Genomic DNA, 19,425 nt, shown 5'->3' with positions numbered 1-19,425 from the left:
TGTACGGACCGGCCCCCGGCGGCCGGACGCACCGGCCCCGGGGACGGAATTCGAAACGGACGGTCCGTGGCTAGGCCAGATCCCGCTTGGCGGCGATCTTCGACGACATCCCGAAGATCTCGATGAAGCCCTTCGACAGCGACTGGTCGAAGGTGTCGCCCGTGTCATAGGTGGCCAGGTTGAAGTCGTACAGCGACTGCTCGGACCGCCGCCCGGTGACCACCGCGCGCCCGCCGTGCAGCGTCATCCGGATGTCACCGGACACCGCCTGGTTCGCTTCCTGGATGAACCCGTCCAGCGCCCGCTTCAGCGGCGAGAACCACAGACCGTCGTAGACCAGCTCGCCCCACCGCTGCTCGACCTGCCGCTTGTAGCGGGCCAGCTCGCGCTCGACGGTGACGTTCTCCAGCTCCTGGTGGGCGGTGATCAGCGCGATGGCGCCCGGGGCCTCGTAGACCTCCCGGGACTTGATGCCGACCAGCCGGTCCTCGACCATGTCGATCCGCCCGACGCCCTGCGCACCGGCCCGCTCGTTGAGCTGCTGGATGGCCTGGAGCACGGAGACGGACCTGCCGTCGATCGCGACCGGCACACCCGCCTCGAACGTGACGACGACCTCGTCGGCCTCGCGCGGCGCCGCCGGATCGGCCGTGTACTCATACACGTCCTCGATCGGCGCGTTCCAGATGTCCTCCAGGAAGCCGGTCTCCACGGCCCGCCCGAAGACGTTCTGGTCGATCGAGTACGGCGACTTCCTGGTCGTCGCGATCGGCAGGTCCTTGCTCTCGCAGAACGCGATCGCCTTGTCCCGGGTCATCGCGTAGTCCCGGACCGGAGCGATGCACTTCAGACCGGGAGCGAGCGACGAGATCCCGGCCTCGAACCGCACCTGATCATTGCCCTTGCCGGTGCAGCCGTGCGCGACGGTGGTGGCGCCGTGCTTATGGGCGGCGGCGACCAGGTGCTTGACGATCGTGGGCCGCGACAGCGCGGAGACCAGCGGGTACCGGTCCATGTACAGCGCGTTCGCCTTGATCGCCGGCAGGCAGTACTCATCGGCGAACTCGTCCTTGGCGTCCGCGACCTCCGCCTCGACGGCACCGCAGGCGAGCGCGCGCTTGCGGATGACGTCCAGGTCCTCACCGCCCTGGCCGACGTCCACCGCCACGGCGATGACCTCGGCGCCCGTCTCCTCGGCGATCCAGCCGATGGCGACGGAGGTGTCCAGACCGCCCGAGTAGGCGAGTACGACGCGCTCGGTCACGGGATTCTCCTTACGGCGGTGCATTCACTGATAGGCATAACTATGCACTCCACCGCATGATTCGTCAACGCACCTCACCCGAACGACGCGCCCTGCCCCCGCCCCGCCTGCCGACTCCCTGTCTCCTACTCCTCCACCCCCTCCAGCACCTCCGCCAACACCGTCAGATGGCTCCCCTCAATGCTCTTGGTCGCGGTCAGCAGGGTCAGCGGCCCGGCCGCCGCATACTCCCGCAGCCGCCCCAGCACCTCCCGGGCCGGCGACTCGGCCAGCTCATGCCGGTACCGCTGCGCGAACTCCGCATACCGCTCGGCCCGATGCCCGTACCAGGTACGCAGCTCACCGGAAGGCGCCACGTCCTTGCACCACTCGTCCAGGTGAGCGGCGTCCTTCGCCACCCCCCGCGGCCACAGCCGGTCGACGAGCACGCGCGTCCCGTCCGCGGCCTCCGGCTCCTCGTACACCCGGCGCTGCCGGATCTCTCCGCGCTGATCACCCATACCGCCATGCAACCACGCACCGCCCCACCCCGCCCGGCACTTCCCGGCCCGGCACGGGGCGCCGCGCAGGCCCACTCCAAGCCCCTTCCGGCCACCCCGGCACCTCCGCCGGCCAACCCCGCGAGCCACCGAAACGACCCCGCTTTGGATTCCGGGGCCCGGACAGGGTATTTTTCTTCTGCACGCCGCGACCGGGGAAACCCGGCCGAAGCGAGCACCGGGACGTGGCGCAGCTTGGTAGCGCACTTGACTGGGGGTCAAGGGGTCGCAGGTTCAAATCCTGTCGTCCCGACTCGTAAGAGTCGCAGGTCAGGGCCTTGTTTCACTTCGGTGGAGCAGGGCCCTCGATCGTTTCTGCCGCCTGCGGTGCACTTCAGCGGCAGGTTCGGCGATCATGACCGCGTACGCCGGAGAGGACGCCGTCGCAGCGCCTCCACGAGCAGGCGCCCCTCCTTCAGAACGAGGAGACCGGGGCGGCACGGCATCGTCCCGTATAACGGCATCGTCCCGTATATACGCGGCGGCCCCTTCACCCCACCCTCGTCCCATCCCGCACCACCGCCACCACCTCCCGCACCACCCCCACGTCCGCCAGCGGATCTCCGCCCACCGCGATCAGGTCCGCGTCGTACCCCGCCGCGATCCGCCCCTTCCGCCCGCCCACCCCGCACACCATCGCCGCCGTCGAGGTCGCCGCCCGCAGGGCCTGCGCCGGTGTGAAGCCGAAGTCGGTCATGGCGGTGATGCCGTACGGGTAGCTGCCGTGGGCCTTGACCGGGAAGATTCCCGAGTCGCTGCCGAGGGCCATGGTCACGCCGGCTTCGCGGAGGGTGGTGAGGCCGGCGATGAGGGACGGGATGCGGCGGGCGATGTGGGCCGGGGGCGGTGGGCCGCCGGGGAGGGCGCCGAGGGTGAGGGAGGCGGGGATGGCCCGGCGGACCATTTCCTCGATCACCCGGCGGTCGAAGTCGACGCCGGATTCCGTGAGGAAGAAGCAGTGCTCGACGGTGTCGAAGCCGGCCGCGACGGCTTCGCGGATGCCGGTGACGGCGTGGGCGTGGGCCGCGGTCGGCAGGCCGTGGCGGTGGGCCTCGTCCACGACGGCGCGCAGTTCGTCGCGGCCGTACTGCACGCTGTACGGGTCGGAGCCGGGCGTGAGGTCGCCGCCGGTCACCATGACCTTGACGACGTCCGCGCCGCGCTCGGCCCGTTCCCGTACCGCCGCGCGGACGCCCGCCACGCCCTCCGCCTGCCCGCCGAGGAACCAGCAGTGGCCGCGGGTGGTCGTCAGCGGTGGGCCGGAGGCGACGATGTGCGGGCCCGCGGCCGGGTTCCGGGCCGTTTCCGCGCGGAGGCGCAGGGTGAGGTACCCGCGGTCGCCGAGGTCCCGTACGGTCGTCACCCCGGCGGCCAGCGAGGCCCGCGCCGCGGCCCGGATACGTTCCAGGAGGGTGGCGTCGTCGGCCGCCGTCAGCCGGCCGATCACGTCGTCGCTCGCGTCGAACGCCAGGTGGGTGTGGGTGTCGATGAAGCCGGGGAGGAGGGTGGCGGTGCCGAGGTCGAGGATCTCGGTGCCGACCAGCGGTATGCCGCCGGGGCGTACGGCCGCGATCCGGCCGTTCTCGATCAGTACCGTGGGCTGCTCGACCAGACCTGGTCCCACCCCGTCGAACAACGCTCGTGCGCGTACTGCCAGCATCGCGCCTCCCGTGCCGCGTACCGCCCGGCCGCCGTAGCCGGGACACGGTCCCAGTACAGCGGCCGGACGGGGGCTCGGCCAGAACGCGGCGCCTCGGCGATTTCAGCGCAACCTCGGCGCGGGCGCCTCAGCGCGGGCGCCTCAGCACACCTCAGCGCGCCTTCTGCGCCAGGTTCAGCAGGTGATCGGCGAGCGCCTGCCCGCCGGCCGGGTCGCGGCTGATGAGCATGAGCGTGTCGTCGCCGGCGATGGTGCCGAGGATGTCGTGCAGTTCGGCCTGGTCGATGGCGGAGGCGAGGAACTGCGCGGCGCCCGGCGGGGTGCGCAGGACCACGAGGTTGGCGGAGGCCTCGGCGGAGATGAGCAGTTCGCCGGAGAGCCGGCGCATCCGCTCCTCCTTGGCGGACTCCCCCAGCGGCGCCCGCGGCTTGCGGTCGCCGCCCTCGCTCGGTACCGCGTAGATCAGCTCGCCGCCGGTGTTGCGGATCTTGACCGCGCCCAGTTCGTCCAGGTCGCGCGAGAGCGTGGCCTGGGTGACGGACAGACCGTCGTCGGCGAGCAGCTTGGCGAGCTGGCTCTGGGAGCGGACCGGCTGCCGGTTGAGGATGTCCACGATCCGGCGGTGGCGGGCGGTGCGGGTCTGCGGTACGGCGGGGCCCCCGCCCCCGTGCGGCGTCTCGTTGTCCTGCGCCTCGGTCATCGTTGTCGTCAGTCTCCGGATCGTTGTACCCCGTGTGCCCCCGCGAGGGCCGCGTCGAGGACGGCGGGGAGCTTCCGGAGGAACGTATCCGCTTGGTCGTCCGAGACGATCAGCGGCGGGGCGAGCCGGATGACGTCCGGCGCGACCGCGTTCACCAGGAGGCCCGCGTCCTGGGCCGCTCGCTGCACCTGCGGTGCGACGGGCTCGCACAAGACGATACCCAGGAGCAGGCCCGCGCCGCGGACCTGGCCGACCAGCGGGTGCGCCGACGCCTCGATCCCGCCACGCAGCCGCTCGCCCACCCGCTTGACGTGGTCGAGCAGCCCGTCGGCCTCGATGGTGTCCAGTACGGCGAGCGCGCCCGCGCACACGACCGGGTTGCCGCTGAACGTCGAGCCGTGCGAGCCGGGGGTGAGCAGACCGGCGGCCGGGCCGAAGGCGAGGGTGGCGCCGATGGGCAGGCCGCCGCCGAGGCCCTTGGCCAGCGTGATCACGTCCGCCTCGACGCCCTGGGCCTGCGACTGGAGCCAGTGGCCCGTACGGCCGATGCCGGTCTGGATCTCGTCCAGGACGAGCAGGGTGCCGGTGGCGGCGGTGATCTCGCGGGCGGCGGCGAGGTAGCCGGGCGGCGGGACGACGACGCCGTTCTCCCCCTGGAGGGGCTCGATGATCACGAGGGCCGTTTCGGTGGTGACGGCGTCGCGCAGGGCTTCGACGTCGCCGTACGGTACGAAGTCGACCTCGCCCGGGAGCGGCCGGAACGGGTCCTGCTTGGCGGGCTGGCCGGTGAGGGCCAGGGCGCCCATGGTGCGGCCGTGGAATCCGCCGGTCGTGGCGACCATGTGCGGGCGCCCGGTCAGCCGGCCGATCTTGAAGGCGGCCTCGTTGGCCTCCGCCCCGGAGTTGGAGAAGTAGACCCGGCCGGGCCGGCCGGCGATCCGCAGCAGCCGTTCGGCCAGTGCGACGGTCGGCTCGGCGACGAAGAAGTTGGAGACGTGGCCGAGGGTGGCGATCTGTTCGGAGACCGCGCGGACGACGGCGGGGTGCGCGTGGCCGAGGGCGTTGACCGCGATGCCGCCGAGGAAGTCCAGGTAGGCGTTGCCGTCGGCGTCCCAGACCCGGGCGCCCTCGCCGCGTACGAGGGGGACGCGGGGCGTGCCGAAGTTGTCCATCATGGCGCCCTGCCAGCGCTCGGTGAGCGTGGTGTTGGACGCCGCGGTGAGTGTCGTGTCCGTGGCCGTGCCGCTCATGCCGCTCCCGCCTTCTCGGTCTCGCTGCTGCCCTTGATGTCCGCGACGCCGGCGGTGTCCGTGGTACCCGCGGTGTTCGTGGCGCCCGCGCTGTCCGCGAGGCCAGTGGCGCCTGCGGTGTCCGTGGTGCCCGCGGCGTCCGTCGGCTCGTCCGGCACGACCATCGTGCCGATCCCCTCGTCCGTGAAGATCTCCAGCAGGATCGAGTGCTGGACCCGGCCGTCGATGACCCGGGCGGTGTGCACCCCGTTGCGCACGGCGTGCAGACAGCCCCGCATCTTCGGCACCATGCCGCTGGCCAGGTCGGGCAGCAGCTTCTCCAGCTCGGTGGCGGTGAGCCGGGAGATCACCTCGTCGCTGTTCGGCCAGTCCTCGTACAGGCCCTCCACGTCGGTGAGGACCATCAGCGTCTCGGCGCCGAGGGCCGCGGCCAGGGCCGCCGCCGCGGTGTCCGCGTTGACGTTGAAGACGCCGGTCCCGTCGCCCTCGTCGGCGCTGCGCGCGACGGAGGAGATGACCGGGATGCGGCCGTCGTCCAGCAGGGCCTGTACGGCGCCGGTGTCGATCGCGGTGACCTCGCCGACCCGCCCGATGTCCACCCGCTCGCCGTCCACCTCGGCGTAGTGCCGGGTGGCGGTCATCAGGTGGGCGTCCTCGCCGGTCATGCCGACGGCGAGCGGGCCGTGCTGGTTGAGCAGGCCGACCAGCTCGCGCTGCACCTGTCCGGCGAGCACCATCCGTACGACGTCCATCGCCTCGGGCGTGGTGACCCGCAGGCCCGCCTTGAACTCCGAGGCCAGGCCCAGCCGGTCCAGCTGGGCGCTGATCTGCGGGCCGCCGCCGTGCACGACGACGGGCCGCAGTCCGGCGTGCCGCAGGAAGACCACGTCCTGCGCGAAGGCGGCCTTCAGCTCCTCGTCGACCATGGCGTTGCCGCCGAACTTGATGACGACGGTCTTGCCATGGTGCCGGGTCAGCCAGGGCAGCGCCTCGATGAGGGTGCGGGCCTTGGGCAGCGCGGTGTGCTTGCGGGCGCTCATGACGAGTACGCGCTGTTCTCGTGGACGTAGTCGGCGGTGAGGTCGTTGGCCCAGATGACCGCGGACTCGGTGCCGGCGCTGAGGTCGGCGGTGATCCGTACCTCCCGGTAGCGCATGTCGACCAGGTCCCGGTCCTCGCCCACCGACCCGTTCCTGCACACCCACACGTCGTTGATGGCGACGTTCAGCCGGTCCGGGTCGAAGGCGGCGGAGGTGGTGCCGATGGCGGACAGCACCCGCCCCCAGTTCGGGTCCTCACCATGAATGGCGCACTTCAGGAGGTTGTTCCGGGCGATGGACCGGCCCACCTCGACCGCGTCGTCCTCGCTCGCCGCGTTCACGACCTCGATGCGGATGTCCTTGGTCGCGCCCTCCGCGTCGCCGATGAGCTGCCGTGCCAGATCGTCGCAGACGGTACGGACCGCGTCCGCGAACGCGTCGTACTCCGGCACCTCCCCGGACGCCCCGGAGGCCAGCAGCAGCACCGTGTCGTTCGTGGACATGCAGCCGTCGGAGTCGACCCGGTCGAACGTCGTGCGCGTCGCCTCCCGCAGCGCCCGGTCCAGGACCGGCGCCTCCAGGTCCGCGTCGGTGGTCAGCACGACCAGCATGGTGGCCAGCCCCGGCGCGAGCATCCCCGCGCCCTTGGCCATCCCGCCGACCGTCCAGCCGTCCCCGCCGGCCACCGCGGTCTTGTGCACACTGTCGGTGGTCTTGATCGCGATCGCGGCCTTCTCCCCGCCGTGCACGCTCAGCTCGACGGCGGCCTTCTCGATGCCCGGCAGCAGCTTGTCCATCGGCAGCCGCACCCCGATCAGCCCGGTCGAGGCGACGGCGATCTCCCCCGCGCTGTGCCCCTTGAGCACCTCGGCGGCCTTCTCGGCGGTGGCGTGGGTGTCCTGGAAGCCCTCGGGGCCGGTGCAGGCGTTGGCCCCGCCGGAGTTCAGCACCACGGCCGAGACCCGGCCGCCCTTGAGGACCTGCTCGGACCACAGGACCGGGGCGGCCTTGACACGGTTGCTGGTGAAGACGCCGGCGGCGGCCAGTCGCGGCCCGTTGTTCACCACCAGGGCGAGGTCCGGGTTCCCGTTCTCCTTGATCCCGGCGGCGATGCCCGCCGCCGAGAAACCCTTGGCTGCCGTGACGCTCACGGTGCGACTCCGATCGTAGAGAGCCCGGTGGCCTCGTCGAGGCCGAGGGCGATGTTCATGCTCTGCACCGCGCCTCCGGCGGTGCCCTTCGTCAGGTTGTCGATGGCGCTGACCACGACGATCCGGCCGGCCGCCGCGTCCAGGGCCACCTGCACCAGCGCGGTGTTGGCCCCGTACACGGCCGCGGTCGACGGCCACTGCCCCTCGGGCAGCAGCCGTACGAACGGCTCGTCGCCCAGCGCCTTCTCGTACGCGGCCCGCACGTCGGCCGCGTCCACGCCCGGCCGGGCCTTGGCCGAGCAGGTGGCGAGGATGCCGCGGGGCATGGGCGCGAGCGTCGGCGTGAAGGAGACGGTGACCGGCTCGCCCGCCGCGGCGCTCAGGTTCTGCGCCATCTCCGGCGTGTGCCGGTGGACGCCGCCCACGCCGTACGGGCTCATCGAGCCCATCACCTCGCTGCCCAGCAGGTGCGGCTTGGGCGCCTTGCCCGCGCCGGAGGTGCCGGAGGCGGCGACCACGACGGCCTCCGGCTCGGCCAGCCCCGCCGCGTACGCCGGGAAGAGCGCCAGCGAGACGGCCGTCGGATAGCACCCCGGCACCGCGATACGCCGCGCCCCGCGCAGCGCCTCGCGCGCCCCCGGCAGCTCGGGCAGCCCGTACGGCCAGGTGCCGGCGTGCGGCGAACCGTAGAACTTCTCCCAGTCCGCGGCGTCCGCCAGCCGGAAGTCCGCCCCGCAGTCCACCACCAGCACCTCGGGCCCCAGGGCCTCGGCCACCGCCGCGGACTGCCCGTGCGGCAGCGCGAGGAACACCACATCGTGCCCGGCCAGCGCTTCGGCCGTCGTGGCCACCAGCTCCCGCCCGGCCAGCGGCAGCAGATGCGGCTGCACCGCCCCGAGCCGCTGCCCCGCGTTCCCATGCGCGGTCACGGCCCCGATCTCCACCTCCGGATGCCCCAGAAGCAGCCGGAGAACCTCACCTCCGGCGTATCCGCTCGCTCCGGCCACTGCTGCTCGTACTGGCATGGGTCCTCCTCCTTGAGGGCATGACTATACGGATAGCAGCAGTTTTATGCAATGACGGGATGCGGGTGGTCCACCCTGTTGTGACTGCGACTTTTAGTTGGCGGATGAGAGTTTCAGTGGGCGGATCTTGGTCTCGTGACGCTCCGTTGCGACCAGTTACGAAGAACTGGCCCCTTCATCGACCGAGTAGTGCTGCTGTGGGTGAGTGAGCGAGGTAACGAGGGCGCAGATCCCGTCGGATTCGAGTCATCTGGACCAGCTTGTCACGGCATACAACGGGGACGTCGGACTTCGGGATCGACTTAGACAGCGTTTCCTTTGGTGCTGGCGAGTCGTTGAGCGGTTCATGGTGGGCTTGGTGGAACGGCTGGTTCCCGATGAGTTGTGGGAGTTGTTCCGGCGGGTGGTGCCGCCCACGGAGGTCAGGCGTCCGCAGGGCGGTGGCCGGCGGCGGTCCGGGGACCGTGAGGTGCTGGCCGCGGTCATCTTCGTGGCGACCTCGGGCTGCACCTGGCGGCAGCTGCCGCCGGTCTTCGGTCCGGCCTGGCCGACCGTCTACCGGCGCTTCGCCCACTGGAGCCGGGGCCGTGTCTGGGCCAGGCTCCACCGGGTGCTCCTCGACGAGCTGGGCGCCCGCGGTGAGCTGGACTGGTCGCGGTGTGCGATCGACTCCGTCAGCCTCAGGGCGGCAAAAGGGGGCCGTTGACCGGACCGAATCCGACCGACCGCGGCAAGAGCGGATCGAAAATCCACCTGATCACCGACCGCAACGGGCTGCCGCTGTCGCTGGGCATCTCCGCCGCCAACACGCACGACAGCCTGGGCCTGCAGCCGCTGGTGCGTGGCATTCCGCCCATCCGTTCCCGCCGCGGGCCTCGCCGCCGACGGCCGGCCAAGCTGCACGCCGACAAGGGCTACGACTACCCTCACCTGCGAAGATGGCTTCGTGAGCGGGGCATCCGTCACCGCATCGCCCGTAAGGGTGCCGAGTCTTCACAGCGGCTGGGCCGTCACCGTTGGGTGGTTGAGAGAACCGTGTCCTGGCTGGCCGGCTGCCGCCGCCTGCACCGCCGTTACGAGCGCAAGGCCGAGCACTTCCTCGCCTTCGTCGGCATCGCCGCAGCACTCATCAGCTATCGCAAGCTCACCAACTGAAACAACGTCTTAGGCTCGGGGACGACTGGGTACGTCGGTGGAGCTCGACATGGCAGGTGGGCGACGGCAAGGTCTGCTGGCCGATCCGGGATATGGCCCACGTACCGGTGCTGTCGTCCCGCCCAATGCGCGGGTTCACGTGGCAGGCGAAACAGCGGCACCGCCCCGGGCTTGAAGTGATGGCCTCTACGGGCAGGAAGCACGGCTTTGAGTCGCTGGAGGAGATGCGGCTGCTGGTCGCGCTGGACTTCTTGAGGGCATCGGAGGTGCTGTCACAGCCGTTCCGGGTGGACTTCGAGCATGTGGGCGGGCAGGCCTGGCACATCCCGGACTTTCTGGCCGTGATCGGCGGCGGAATGTGGTTGCTGGACGTGCGCCCGATGGAGCTGATCAAGGAAGAGGACGCACTGAAGTTCGCGGCGGCCAGGGAAGTGGCGGCGGCCTGCGGCTGGCGGTACTCGGTAGTCGCGGGCTGGCGCCCGCATGTCTGGAGCGTCCTCGATCACCTGTCCTCGCGCCGACGGCCGACGGCCGACCTGCTCGGCACGCGAGACCAGCTGCTCTCCGCCATCGGCGGGCAGCAGGGGCAGGTGATGACGTTCTCCGAGCTGGCGGGCGCGACCAGCGTGCCTTCTGTGGGCCGGGCGAACATTGTCCGGCTGCTCTGGCAGCGCGAGCTAGGTGTTGACCTGGGCAGTCCCCTGCGGGACAGCTCGCTGATCTGGGCGGCGTGATGGCAGCGAGAGGATTCTTGCAGATCGCGCCTGGCAGGCGGGTCACGCTCAACGGCGTCGAGTGGACGATCGAAGGCGTCCATGGCCAGTTCGGCCGGCTCCTCCTCGTGGATGACGACGGCCGCACGGAGACCCGCTCGTTCCGCTGGCTCCTCAACCATCCCGATCTGCGGCTCCTGGCGACGGCCGAAGAGGCGGGTCGCCCGTCGCCGGTCTCCCGGCAGCCGAGGACACTGGCCGACCTGACCGAGGACCAGTTGGAACGGGCCCGGCTGCGGGCTTCGCATGTGCTAGAAGCCGAGAGGGGGTTCCGGGAGGGCCATCCGGCTCGGGCCCTGCCAGGTGAGCCCCGGCCCGCCTACGATCCGGACCGCACGACGCTGACCCAGCGCCGCTACGCAAAGGCCGCAGAGATAAAGGCGATGCCTCGCCCGGAGGCGGTCCGTCTTGGTCTGCAGCACCTCAGCTACCGGACGCTGGAGCGCCTGTCGGCGCTTTCGCGCGACAGTCTTCTGCTGGCCTGCGCGGACGGGCGCTGGACACGGCGACGCAGCGGGCACCGCAGCATCACCGAGGAGGTCCGCGAGGCGATCTTCGCCGTCAAGGCCGAGTGCAACGAACGCGCCCGCCTGAGCATGTCCGCCAAGCACCGGTTGATGCACCAGTACATGAGCGAGCGGTTCCCTGCGTTTCCGATCAAGAAGATCCCTTCCCGCTCGACGCTCGACCACGTCGGGGCGGAGTGGTTCGGCCCCGGCGGAGCCCGGCCGCGTTACGCGCGGACGGCCGAGGCCGCCGCGGAGGCTGGGGTCTCCGGCCGGATGGTGGTCCACCGGCCGGGCCAAGTTCTGGTGCTGGACTCGACCCCGATGCCGGTGAAGCTGCGCGAGACCGTGTTCGGGGACGCGGTCACCGCGACGTTGACCCTCGCGCTCGATCTCTACACGCACGGGCTGCCGGCCTTCCGGCTCACGCTCCAGTCCGACACCTCGGTCGACATCGCGATGCTGCTGCGGGACGTGATGCTGCCGCTTCCGATGCGCGACGGCTGGGGCGAGGACATGGAATGGCCCTACGCAGGGGTGTCGGCCGAGGTGATCGCCGAGTTCACCGGGCACCGGGTCGCCGCTCTGCCGTTCTTTGCCCCGGAGACGGTCACCACCGACCACGGCGGCCCCTACAAGAACCACGACCTGATGGAAGCCGAACGGGAGATCGGCTGCCGGATCCTGCCCGCTCGCGTCCTGCGGCAGACCGACAAGTTCGCAGTCGAGCGCCAGTTCCTCACCATCCAGACCATGCTCTTCGAGCACCTGCTGGGCTTCACCGGCGGCGATGTCGCGGACCGCGGGGCCGACCCGGAACGCGATGCGAGCCTCACGCTCGCACAGGCCGAGCACATTATCGCGACCTGGATCGTCCAGATCTGGCAGAACCGCAAACTAGGCGAATACGCCCCGAGCTGGGCGCCGGGTGATGACCACAGCCCCAACACCCTGTTCGCTGCGGCGATGGAACAGGGCGGCTTCGACCTGGACTTCCCCGAACCAAGCTTCTACTACAAGGTCCTGCGCAAACACCACGTGAAGATCCATCCGCGACGCGGGGTGAAGATCCTCGGGCTCTGGTATCACCACCCGGTCCTCGATGAGCCGCGCTTCCTGCACCCTTCCGCTCGAGGCGGCAAACACGCGGGCAAGTGGGTAGTCCGCAGTGACCGAAGGGACCGCCGGCAGGTCTTCTTCCAGGACCCTGCCGACCACGAGACCTGGCACATCCTGCGCTGGCGAGGGCTGCCGCCCGAAGGCGAGATCCCCGCATTCTCGGACAAGACCGCCGACGCCCTGCTGACACGCGTGAGGGCGAACAAGATCAGGATTCACTCTGAGAGCCAGCTCTTGGAACATCTGCTCGGGATCCTCGGCTCGGTCACCCCAGTCGATCAATGGCCCACCCAGGCCAAGCAGAAGGCCGGAAAGAAGCAGCGCGTCGCCCAAGCCCGCGAGATCACCCGCGCACAGGCTGCGGCCGCTGACCGCCCCGCCGCACCCGCCATCGCGGATGAGCCAGCTCGGGCTGAGATGCCCGCGGCCTGGGCCGAGCACGCCCGCTCGATCGACCACGCGGTCGACGCCGACCGCCGTCGACGACGCGAAGAAGCCCTCGCCGACGTCAAGCCCGTGGCCCCGGCAACGCTGCACGAGGCCCTAAACCGGCGTCCCATGTTCCGGCTTCCGCCCCCCGACGACTCGGAAGCCGATACACCTGTCCAGGAGGACGACACGTGACCCGAGCCCTCTCTCACGATGATCCGCTGGACGGCCTGCCTTCACGAGCCAGGATCGCCGAGCTGATCCTGGGCACCCGCCCGCCCCTCGACACCTACGCCGGCTGGCAGCACTACCGCACCCGCTACGACCTACTCGTCCCCGCTCCGACGATCTCCCCGCAGCAGTGGTCGATGCTCCCTGAGAGCCGCCAGTACGACTACGACCTCTACCGGGAGCTGACTAACGCGAACCTCCCGCTGCAGGACACCCCCATGCACGACAAGGTCGGCAAGCTGATCCGGCGCCGGTTGAGCGGCAACACGAGGAAGAAGAACGACCCGACCCGCGCCGGCGTCATGATCAGCGGCTGGGGCAACTACGGCAAGACCGCGTCTGTCTGCTCAGCCGGAGCCGTCTTTGAAAAGCAGTGGCTGGAACTCCACAGCCACCTCAACCCCCAGGCTCTGCCGGGCACCCGTGATCTCCACGCACCGGTCGTCTATGTCTCGACCCCGGTGACAGCAACCCCGAAAAGCCTTTGCACGTCGATCTTAGGCTTCTTCCGGGCCCCGACCCGCAAGTCGGCCACTCTGCCGGAACTGGTACGGCAGGTCGCCGACTCCCTTTATGACCATGGCGTCAAAGCTCTGATTCTGGACGACATCAACCGGCTGCGGATGCACAGAGCCGACGACCAGGACGTCCTCGACCTGATGCGGGCATTTATGAGCCTGGACGTCACTCTGATCCTGACCGGCGTCAACATCTCGGGCATCGGGCTGCTCCGTGAGGCTAAGTGGAACAAGAAAACCCGGCAATGGGAGATGCCACCGCTGGAGTCGACCCGCATCCACGGTTTGGAGGTCACCCAGACGGAACACCGCTTCGAGCTCATCGAGATCGACCGGTTCCGCTACACCACCCCGGAACAGATCGCGGCCTTCGTCAATCACCTGAAGGGAATCGAGAAGCACCTGCGGCTGATGAACGCGACGCAGGGCATGCTCACCGACGGCAGTATGCCGGAGTACTTGATGCGTCGCACCGGCGGTGTCATCGGCCTGCTGGGACGCCTGCTCGAAGACGGCGCCCAGGAAGCCATGGAGTCCGGGAAGGAAATGATCGACGAGAGCCTGCTGGACGAGATCGTGCTCCGGCGCGACGCGCCAGAGCAGCCGCCGGATGAGCCCGTGATCCCGGCCGCGCCACAGACCGCCGCCAAGAAGGCCACGCGGGCGAAACGACCCCGAAACACCGTTTTCGATGACCCTGGCCCGGCTGCCCGCGCGGGCGCCTGACGGATGGAGCCGTGATGCATCCATTGCCCCGAAGTCTCGAACCCTTGACGGGAGAATCCCTGGTCAGCTATCTGCTTCGGCTTTCTCACCGACTCGGCCTTCCGCCTCTTCACCTGGCCCGCATGGCGGGCTTGGCCAACGGGTTTCACCGCAACCGCATCTCCCGCAAACTGCTGTTGGACCTCGCGCCGTCGCAGGTCGAGGGCTTCGCCCATCTGACAGGACTGTCCCCACAAGAAGTCACTCACTTGACCCTGTTGTCCTGGCATGACCGCTATCCATCGATCATGCGTTCCCTCGATCAGTTCCAGCGCACATGGGCAGACCCCTGGCTGTTCCTCAGCTCCCCGAGGTTCTGCACCTCTTGCCTGGCCGGCGATTCAACAACTACCCAGCGTCTGCACGGAGGCCCTTGGCACAAGTCATGGCATTTGCCCGTCGTCTTCGCTTGCATCAGACATGAGCAGTTTCTGGAGCCGTTCTGCCCGCACTGTGGTCGGCCGAGTTCCGGATCCGAGTTTCTGATCCCACGAGTCAACGACAATACGCTTCATCCCGCGCAGTGCCGGTGGACGTCCGCTGAACCGCATGCGAAGAAGCGGATGACCCGAGCCTGCGGCGGATGGCTCAACGAAGCCAGCCCGCATTGCGTCCAGCCGCGGCCCACTGCAGCCTCCCTCGGATTCCAACAGGCCATTCTTACCCGTCTGTCTTCGCCGGCGCCCGCGGCAGAGACCGCTGCATACTTCACCGATCTGCGAGTGGTTGCCACTCTGATCAGCACATCCTGGCCGCAAGCGCGAGAACTGATGGACACCGCCTCGGCCGAGAAAGTCGATGTCTATGTCCGCGGTCGGCGCGGACCGCACGAACGTCAGGCCCGCGACGCGCCTCCGCGAGATCCGGTTGTCTGCGCCGCCGTTCTGCAGGCCGCTGACCAGGTTCTTGCTGCCGAGGGCCTCTCCGGGGTTTTATCACATTTCATCCGAGCTGCCTTCCGAACCAGCCCCAGCCACACACCGTGGGTGCGGCTCCTGGCCCGACACGAGAATGCATGCTCCGAGCGGTTGCAGGCGGCCACCGAGCCCCTCACACGTGCCTTCCGCAAGGTTGGCGGCAGCCAGGGCATCCGGGCGCCGATTCGAGACGACTACCGGGCTGAGCACATCCCGGCGTTCCTGGAGCACGACTGGTATCAACGCCACCTCGCCCGCTTTTCTGGCCATGCTCCCAAGTTCCTTCGTCGGGCTGCCGCGGTCCAACTCGTTCAGTGGTCTATGGGCGGCTCCCGGAGCGACGCAGCAGCGTTCCTTGGGATCAACCCCAGTCGGGTCCAGTTCAAGGTTGCCAGCGAGCCCCGATTCTGGGCACAAGCGGGTTGCGATCCGACCGAGCTCGATACGGCACTCCGGGAACTTGCTTCGCAACTGGGGGCGCACCCGCACCTCTTCGTCGACTACCGGCGCAGACGCGAGGCGCTTCAAGACTGGGCACTCGACCGGACCACCTGGATTGTCCTGATCAACAAGATGCAGCCACTGCCGGGATCGATACGACCCGACTTTGATGACCGCAAACGCCAGGAAGCCTCAGTCTTCGTCTGGACCCAGGTGACACAGGGAGAGCATCTCTTCGCCCCACGAACCATCGCAGCTAGACAGCCATCAAGCGTGCGACGGAGGTGGGCGCAGCGTCGGAGCACCACGTGGTTCCAACTCACCCGCCCCGACCCACTCCCGCACTACGCTGACCTGCGGAGAGTTCTTGGCGATTACGCACGCCAGCTCACCAGCACCATCGACTCGGGAGCCGCTTCCGCCGGTGAATCCTAGATTTTACGGGTCAGGACGTTGGTGACAGCTCCCGCGAACGCGGGCGCCAGCGCGTCGACATCGCTTCAGAACGCCGACAGAGACCAGACACCACCGAGGGCATGCAAAGTGCCTGATGACCCTGGTTGGACCTTTTAGATCCAACCAGGGTCAACTGAGTCCCGCCGTCCACTGAGTCCGGCGCACAGTGGTGATGTGACGAGAACCACAGGAGTGGTTTTTTGACGGAACACCCTCCCCTCCGGCCTAGAGGTGAAGCTGTTGCTACGACCAAGGAGCATCACCTGTGACCGCCGCACCACCCGCTGGAGACACCCTTCCGTCCCCCTTTGCGATGAACTCCCAGGGATCGACGCGCTGTTCGCCACGCTGAACATGTTCGGCGTCCGCTATTCGGCATAGCCCTGCCCACGGATGACGCGTACGCGCCTGTGGTGCACGCGACGGCAGCGTCGCCCTGCTGTCCGCCAGGGACTTCCTCCGGCGTGGCGGTTACGCCAACTGGGGTCCCTGGCTCTGGGAGCACGCCCTGACGATCCTCGCGTCGTCAGGGTTCTGGGTCAACTGCGGCCTGAGGACCAGCTGGTCACCTTGATGTGGGCCCACTCCTCGGGCAGCACCTGGGCCGAGGCGGCGTTGCTGGCCGGAGCCACCGACCCGCTCGCCTTCGGTAGGCAGGTACGCCGCAAGCTCAAGCGGTTGGGTGCCCGACACACTTCCCGCGCACAGGCGGCTCGGCAGTCGGACCAAACCAGCAGCGAACGATCCGCAGACGCACCGCCCTCTGGTCCGCGACTGACCAGCCCACGCCGCCGGGCGTGGTGTCATTTCGGACGGCCCACGACTCCGTGGCCATCACGTGTCGGCGACGGCTGAAAAGTGGACCATGGGCGACGCTTGAAAGTTGACCCCCTGCAAGGGGCTGGCTCGCTGAGTCAGACCGGGAGGAGTGGTGATCAGCGTGGAGGACTGGGCGGAGATCCGCCGGCTTCGCCGGGCCGAGCAGATGCCGGCTCGGGCGATCGCGAGGAAGCTGGGGATCGCGAGGAACACTGTCCGCAGGGCAATCGCGGACGACGCGCCTCCGAAGTACCAGCGGGCGCCGAAGGGCTCGATCGTGGATGCGGTCGAGCCGGAAATCCGTGAACTGCTCAAGCAGTGGCCTGAGATGCCGGCGACGGTGATCGCGGAACGAATCGGCTGGGACCGAGGTCTGACCGTGCTCAAGAACCGTGTCCGGGACCTGCGGCCGGCCTATCGGCCTGCGGATCCGGCCTCGCGGCCGCGCCGGTGCCTAGCCTGACGGTCAGACAGCGCGCAGTCGAGGGGGATCTGGCAGCTCCGGCTCGGCCTCCGCAACAACCGTGAGGGGAACGGGGGTCTCGGTGTCGGTGGTCTCGTCCGCCCGGCGGCGCAGCTTCGACTTAAGGCTGATCAGCCCGCTCTTGACGTGCGGCGCGACAACGACCCCCAGCGCGAAGCACGTGCTGGCGATCGCCAAGGTCGTCTTGGTGCCGTCGAACAGCACGGCGTGCGTGTTGAGCGTGTTGTCGTCATCCCGCGCCAGCGGGCTCTTTCCGCCCGGAGTACTCGACTGCGAGAAGTGTGTGCCGGAGGGACGCTTCGTCAGCATCAGCTCCCAGATCGAGTCACCCAAGTTGAACTTCATGACGCAACTGTAGAGGCGACCGGGTACGCCGCGGCCCGGAATGCCATGTTCTCCACTTTGGTCAGCAGGGGGACGCGAAGGCCTTGGCACCCTTGTAGAAGACCTTGTCAAGGTCTTCGGGTGCCCAAGGAGTGGCCCGCCAGCTGCTATAGCGCCAGGCAATCTATGTCGGTTGGGTACCGTCGGGTCCCCGGCTCTACTCCTGAACGAGGTCGTAGACAGCCCGTTGAGGTCGGTTTTGACGATAAGGCCGTCCACGCACAGGTCGCGCAGGATCTGCCGGTCCCGCAGCCGTCACTGCGTGATATCGCGCCACCAGGCGGCCACGCGGCTGTCCATCCAGTAGAGCATCTCGGCCTTGCCCGTGGTGCTCTCGGAGCCGCCTTGACTGTTCTCGATGGGCCAGCGCTTCTCCTTGAACAGCTGCGCGGAGATGCGGCTGAGAGCTGCGTGCTCGTTGCTCTGCTGACGCTCAGGAAGTTTCGAGCGCTCGAGAATCTCCGTGAATGTCACCTTCTCGTCGGGGCGTTCGGCGGTGGCCTCGAAGAGCGCCCGAACCCCAGCGAGGTGGTTCACCTTGTGCCAGAGCAGCTCTACCTGAGCCTTTGTCCACAGGCCCTGGCGTCCGAGGTCGACAGCGGTGTCGGTTCCATCGATCTCCGCGAGCAGGCCGTTGAGCTTGGCGCTGAGAGATTCGGTGTCGGCGAGCGCGGCAACGACAGCGGCGCGCAGCGTAGCGTGGTCCATCACAGGACCCCCTGCTCGGTTTCGTAGGCGAAGCCCTACGACTGAGACTGTAGGACTTCGTCCACGAAACCACAGTGGCCTGATGGTTGGTCGCGGTTGCCGCTGCGCAAGTTGGCGAACCGCGGCTTGCCATGTAGGCGGATGAACACGTCGATCAGGTCCGCTTCGGCTTGCGCCGGATCCACCTCACGGGTCGTGCGCCAGGCAACCAAGAGCGATGAAGAATCATGGAGCTGCCAGATGTAGCGGCCGCCCCAGTGGCCGGACGATCCGGCGCCCGACCGGCTGTACTGCCGCAGCCGGCGCCTCAGCCCGTGCTTCACCTCTGCCTCCGGCATCGGCCTTGCCGATATAGACGAGCTGAGCGCCTTCGACCCACTTGGTGGCCAGCTGATCGATCGAGACTGTCGGGTCGCGGTCGCCACGCCGCCCAGTAGGGCTGGTTGCCAGGAAGCGCGGAGAAGCGGAAAAAGACCGCAACACCACATAAATGCCGCTCTCCGGCGGAACGTCGGTGCTGGGCAGCTCGTCGAACCGGACGAATCCGCGAAAGCCGCGATCCTCCAGGTCGCGCCAGGTCAACGCCGTGGCACTGTCCATCGCTGTATCCCCCTCGAGGCATAGCAATGAGACATTGTGCCCCGACAGAAGACACGCCTGCCCAGGAGTGAGCGCCTGACATTCGGCGGCAGACGGCGGTTTCACCATCTCAGGGCAGACCAGTGTCGTTGAGGGCCTTTGTCGGTGCGGCGGGTGCAGTAGGCGATCAGTGCTCCAAGGGCACGTTGCTCGTCCGGGGTAGTGGCGTGTTCGGCTGCGGTACGGATCTCGGTGACGCAGTCGTCTGTGATCGTTCCGGTGCTGGACAAGGCGTAGAGCGGGCTGGATTGGCTGTCGTAGAACTGCGTGGCGATGATCCGTGCCGTGAGGTCCGAGATCACCCGTTGTTCGTGTTCGGCCGTGTCCAGCTCGGACCGAATGATGTCCCAATCGCCCATGTCGCCCTCATCGCAGACTGGAGCGCCGCCCGGCCGAGGTGTTCGCGCCCCTTCGCCGATGTTGCTGCCGTGACCAGTGCTCGTGTCGTGCGG

Annotated in this window: 17 protein-coding genes, 1 tRNA gene and 1 pseudogene; 7 read left to right on the top strand and 12 right to left on the bottom strand. The window is 68.7% G+C overall.

The features are described 5' to 3' along the window. Positions 1-70 precede the first annotated feature (70 nt). Both CP973_RS14540 and CP973_RS14535 read right to left on the bottom strand, forming a co-directional pair. Entirely contained in the window at positions 71-1,264 is a 1,194-nt protein-coding gene (locus CP973_RS14540; RefSeq protein ID WP_150240818.1) for an argininosuccinate synthase, read from the bottom strand. Between the two features lie 125 nt (positions 1,265-1,389). Next, complete coding sequence (locus CP973_RS14535; RefSeq protein ID WP_150240816.1) at positions 1,390-1,764, bottom strand: DUF488 domain-containing protein; 375 nt, start codon at positions 1,762-1,764, stop codon at positions 1,390-1,392. A gap of 218 nt (positions 1,765-1,982) precedes the next feature. On the opposite strand from CP973_RS14535, the gene CP973_RS14530 reads away from it, so the two are divergent. After that, positions 1,983-2,056, top strand: a tRNA-Pro gene (locus tag CP973_RS14530). Between the two features lie 237 nt (positions 2,057-2,293). Here CP973_RS14530 and CP973_RS14525 read toward each other — a convergent pair. The 6 genes from CP973_RS14525 to argC form a co-directional block, all read right to left on the bottom strand. Further along, the gene (locus CP973_RS14525) at positions 2,294-3,463 is read right to left on the bottom strand and encodes a metal-dependent hydrolase family protein (RefSeq protein ID WP_150240814.1); all 1,170 of its coding nucleotides are present in this window, start codon (positions 3,461-3,463) and stop codon (positions 2,294-2,296) included. A 151-nt stretch (positions 3,464-3,614) separates the two neighbouring features. Then, positions 3,615-4,163, bottom strand: a complete 549-nt coding sequence (locus CP973_RS14520; protein ID WP_150240812.1) for an arginine repressor — start codon at positions 4,161-4,163, stop codon at positions 3,615-3,617. 8 nt (positions 4,164-4,171) lie between these two features. Continuing rightward, positions 4,172-5,413, bottom strand: a complete 1,242-nt coding sequence (locus CP973_RS14515; RefSeq protein WP_150240810.1) for an acetylornithine transaminase — start codon at positions 5,411-5,413, stop codon at positions 4,172-4,174. Continuing rightward, positions 5,410-6,453 carry an acetylglutamate kinase gene (argB, locus tag CP973_RS14510; protein WP_150240808.1) on the bottom strand — a complete coding sequence of 348 codons (1,044 nt, stop codon included), beginning with the start codon at positions 6,451-6,453 and terminating at the stop codon, positions 5,410-5,412. The genes CP973_RS14515 and argB overlap by 4 nt, the downstream gene beginning before the upstream one ends. After that, on the bottom strand, positions 6,450-7,604 hold the full coding sequence (gene argJ, locus CP973_RS14505; protein WP_150240807.1) for a bifunctional glutamate N-acetyltransferase/amino-acid acetyltransferase ArgJ: 1,155 nt from the start codon (positions 7,602-7,604) through the stop codon (positions 6,450-6,452). Before argJ ends, argB begins: the two co-directional genes overlap by 4 nt. Then, on the bottom strand, positions 7,601-8,629 hold the full coding sequence (gene argC, locus CP973_RS14500; RefSeq protein ID WP_150240805.1) for an N-acetyl-gamma-glutamyl-phosphate reductase: 1,029 nt from the start codon (positions 8,627-8,629) through the stop codon (positions 7,601-7,603). Before argC ends, argJ begins: the two co-directional genes overlap by 4 nt. A gap of 346 nt (positions 8,630-8,975) precedes the next feature. Here argC and CP973_RS14495 point away from each other — a divergent pair. The 6 genes and pseudogenes from CP973_RS14495 to CP973_RS14470 form a co-directional block, all read left to right on the top strand. Next, a protein-coding gene (locus tag CP973_RS14495; protein WP_150240803.1) for an IS5 family transposase occupies positions 8,976-9,784 on the top strand; the annotation gives its coding sequence in 2 pieces (ribosomal slippage) (positions 8,976-9,330 and positions 9,330-9,784; 810 coding nt in all). Positions 9,785-9,840: 56 nt separating this feature from the next. Beyond that, entirely contained in the window at positions 9,841-10,518 is a 678-nt protein-coding gene (locus CP973_RS14490) for a TnsA-like heteromeric transposase endonuclease subunit (protein WP_244409493.1), read from the top strand. Continuing rightward, positions 10,518-12,806 carry a transposase gene (locus CP973_RS14485; protein ID WP_150240800.1) on the top strand — a complete coding sequence of 763 codons (2,289 nt, stop codon included), beginning with the start codon at positions 10,518-10,520 and terminating at the stop codon, positions 12,804-12,806. Before CP973_RS14490 ends, CP973_RS14485 begins: the two co-directional genes overlap by 1 nt. Then, positions 12,803-14,086, top strand: a complete 1,284-nt coding sequence (locus CP973_RS14480; RefSeq protein WP_150240798.1) for a TniB family NTP-binding protein — start codon at positions 12,803-12,805, stop codon at positions 14,084-14,086. The genes CP973_RS14485 and CP973_RS14480 overlap by 4 nt, the downstream gene beginning before the upstream one ends. Before the next feature lie 14 nt (positions 14,087-14,100). Then, positions 14,101-15,918 (top strand): TniQ family protein, encoded by a 1,818-nt coding sequence (locus CP973_RS14475; protein WP_150240796.1) that lies wholly within the window; start codon positions 14,101-14,103, stop codon positions 15,916-15,918. Positions 15,919-16,870: 952 nt separating this feature from the next. Then, positions 16,871-17,200, top strand: a pseudogene (locus tag CP973_RS14470) (helix-turn-helix domain-containing protein); the annotation flags it as partial. Between the two features lie 24 nt (positions 17,201-17,224). Here the strand turns inward: CP973_RS14470 and CP973_RS14465 are convergent. The 4 genes from CP973_RS14465 to CP973_RS14450 form a co-directional block, all read right to left on the bottom strand. After that, positions 17,225-17,587, bottom strand: a complete 363-nt coding sequence (locus tag CP973_RS14465; protein WP_150240794.1) for a hypothetical protein — start codon at positions 17,585-17,587, stop codon at positions 17,225-17,227. Positions 17,588-17,881: 294 nt separating this feature from the next. Next, on the bottom strand, positions 17,882-18,334 hold the full coding sequence (locus CP973_RS14460; RefSeq protein WP_150240793.1) for a hypothetical protein: 453 nt from the start codon (positions 18,332-18,334) through the stop codon (positions 17,882-17,884). Between the two features lie 225 nt (positions 18,335-18,559). Beyond that, positions 18,560-18,934, bottom strand: coding sequence for a hypothetical protein (locus CP973_RS14455; RefSeq protein WP_208853184.1), 375 nt, complete (start codon positions 18,932-18,934; stop codon positions 18,560-18,562). Positions 18,935-19,035: 101 nt separating this feature from the next. Continuing rightward, a complete protein-coding gene (locus CP973_RS14450; RefSeq protein WP_150240791.1) occupies positions 19,036-19,332 on the bottom strand; it encodes a hypothetical protein in 297 nt (98 codons plus the stop codon). Positions 19,333-19,425: the final 93 nt, after the last annotated feature.

Origin of the sequence: Streptomyces albofaciens JCM 4342 (genome assembly GCF_008634025.1) — a bacterium.
In the GTDB taxonomy this organism is placed as follows: domain Bacteria; phylum Actinomycetota; class Actinomycetes; order Streptomycetales; family Streptomycetaceae; genus Streptomyces; species Streptomyces albofaciens.
The sequence above is the reverse complement of the archived record's forward strand: the minus strand, read 5'-3'. Positions and strand labels throughout refer to the sequence as shown.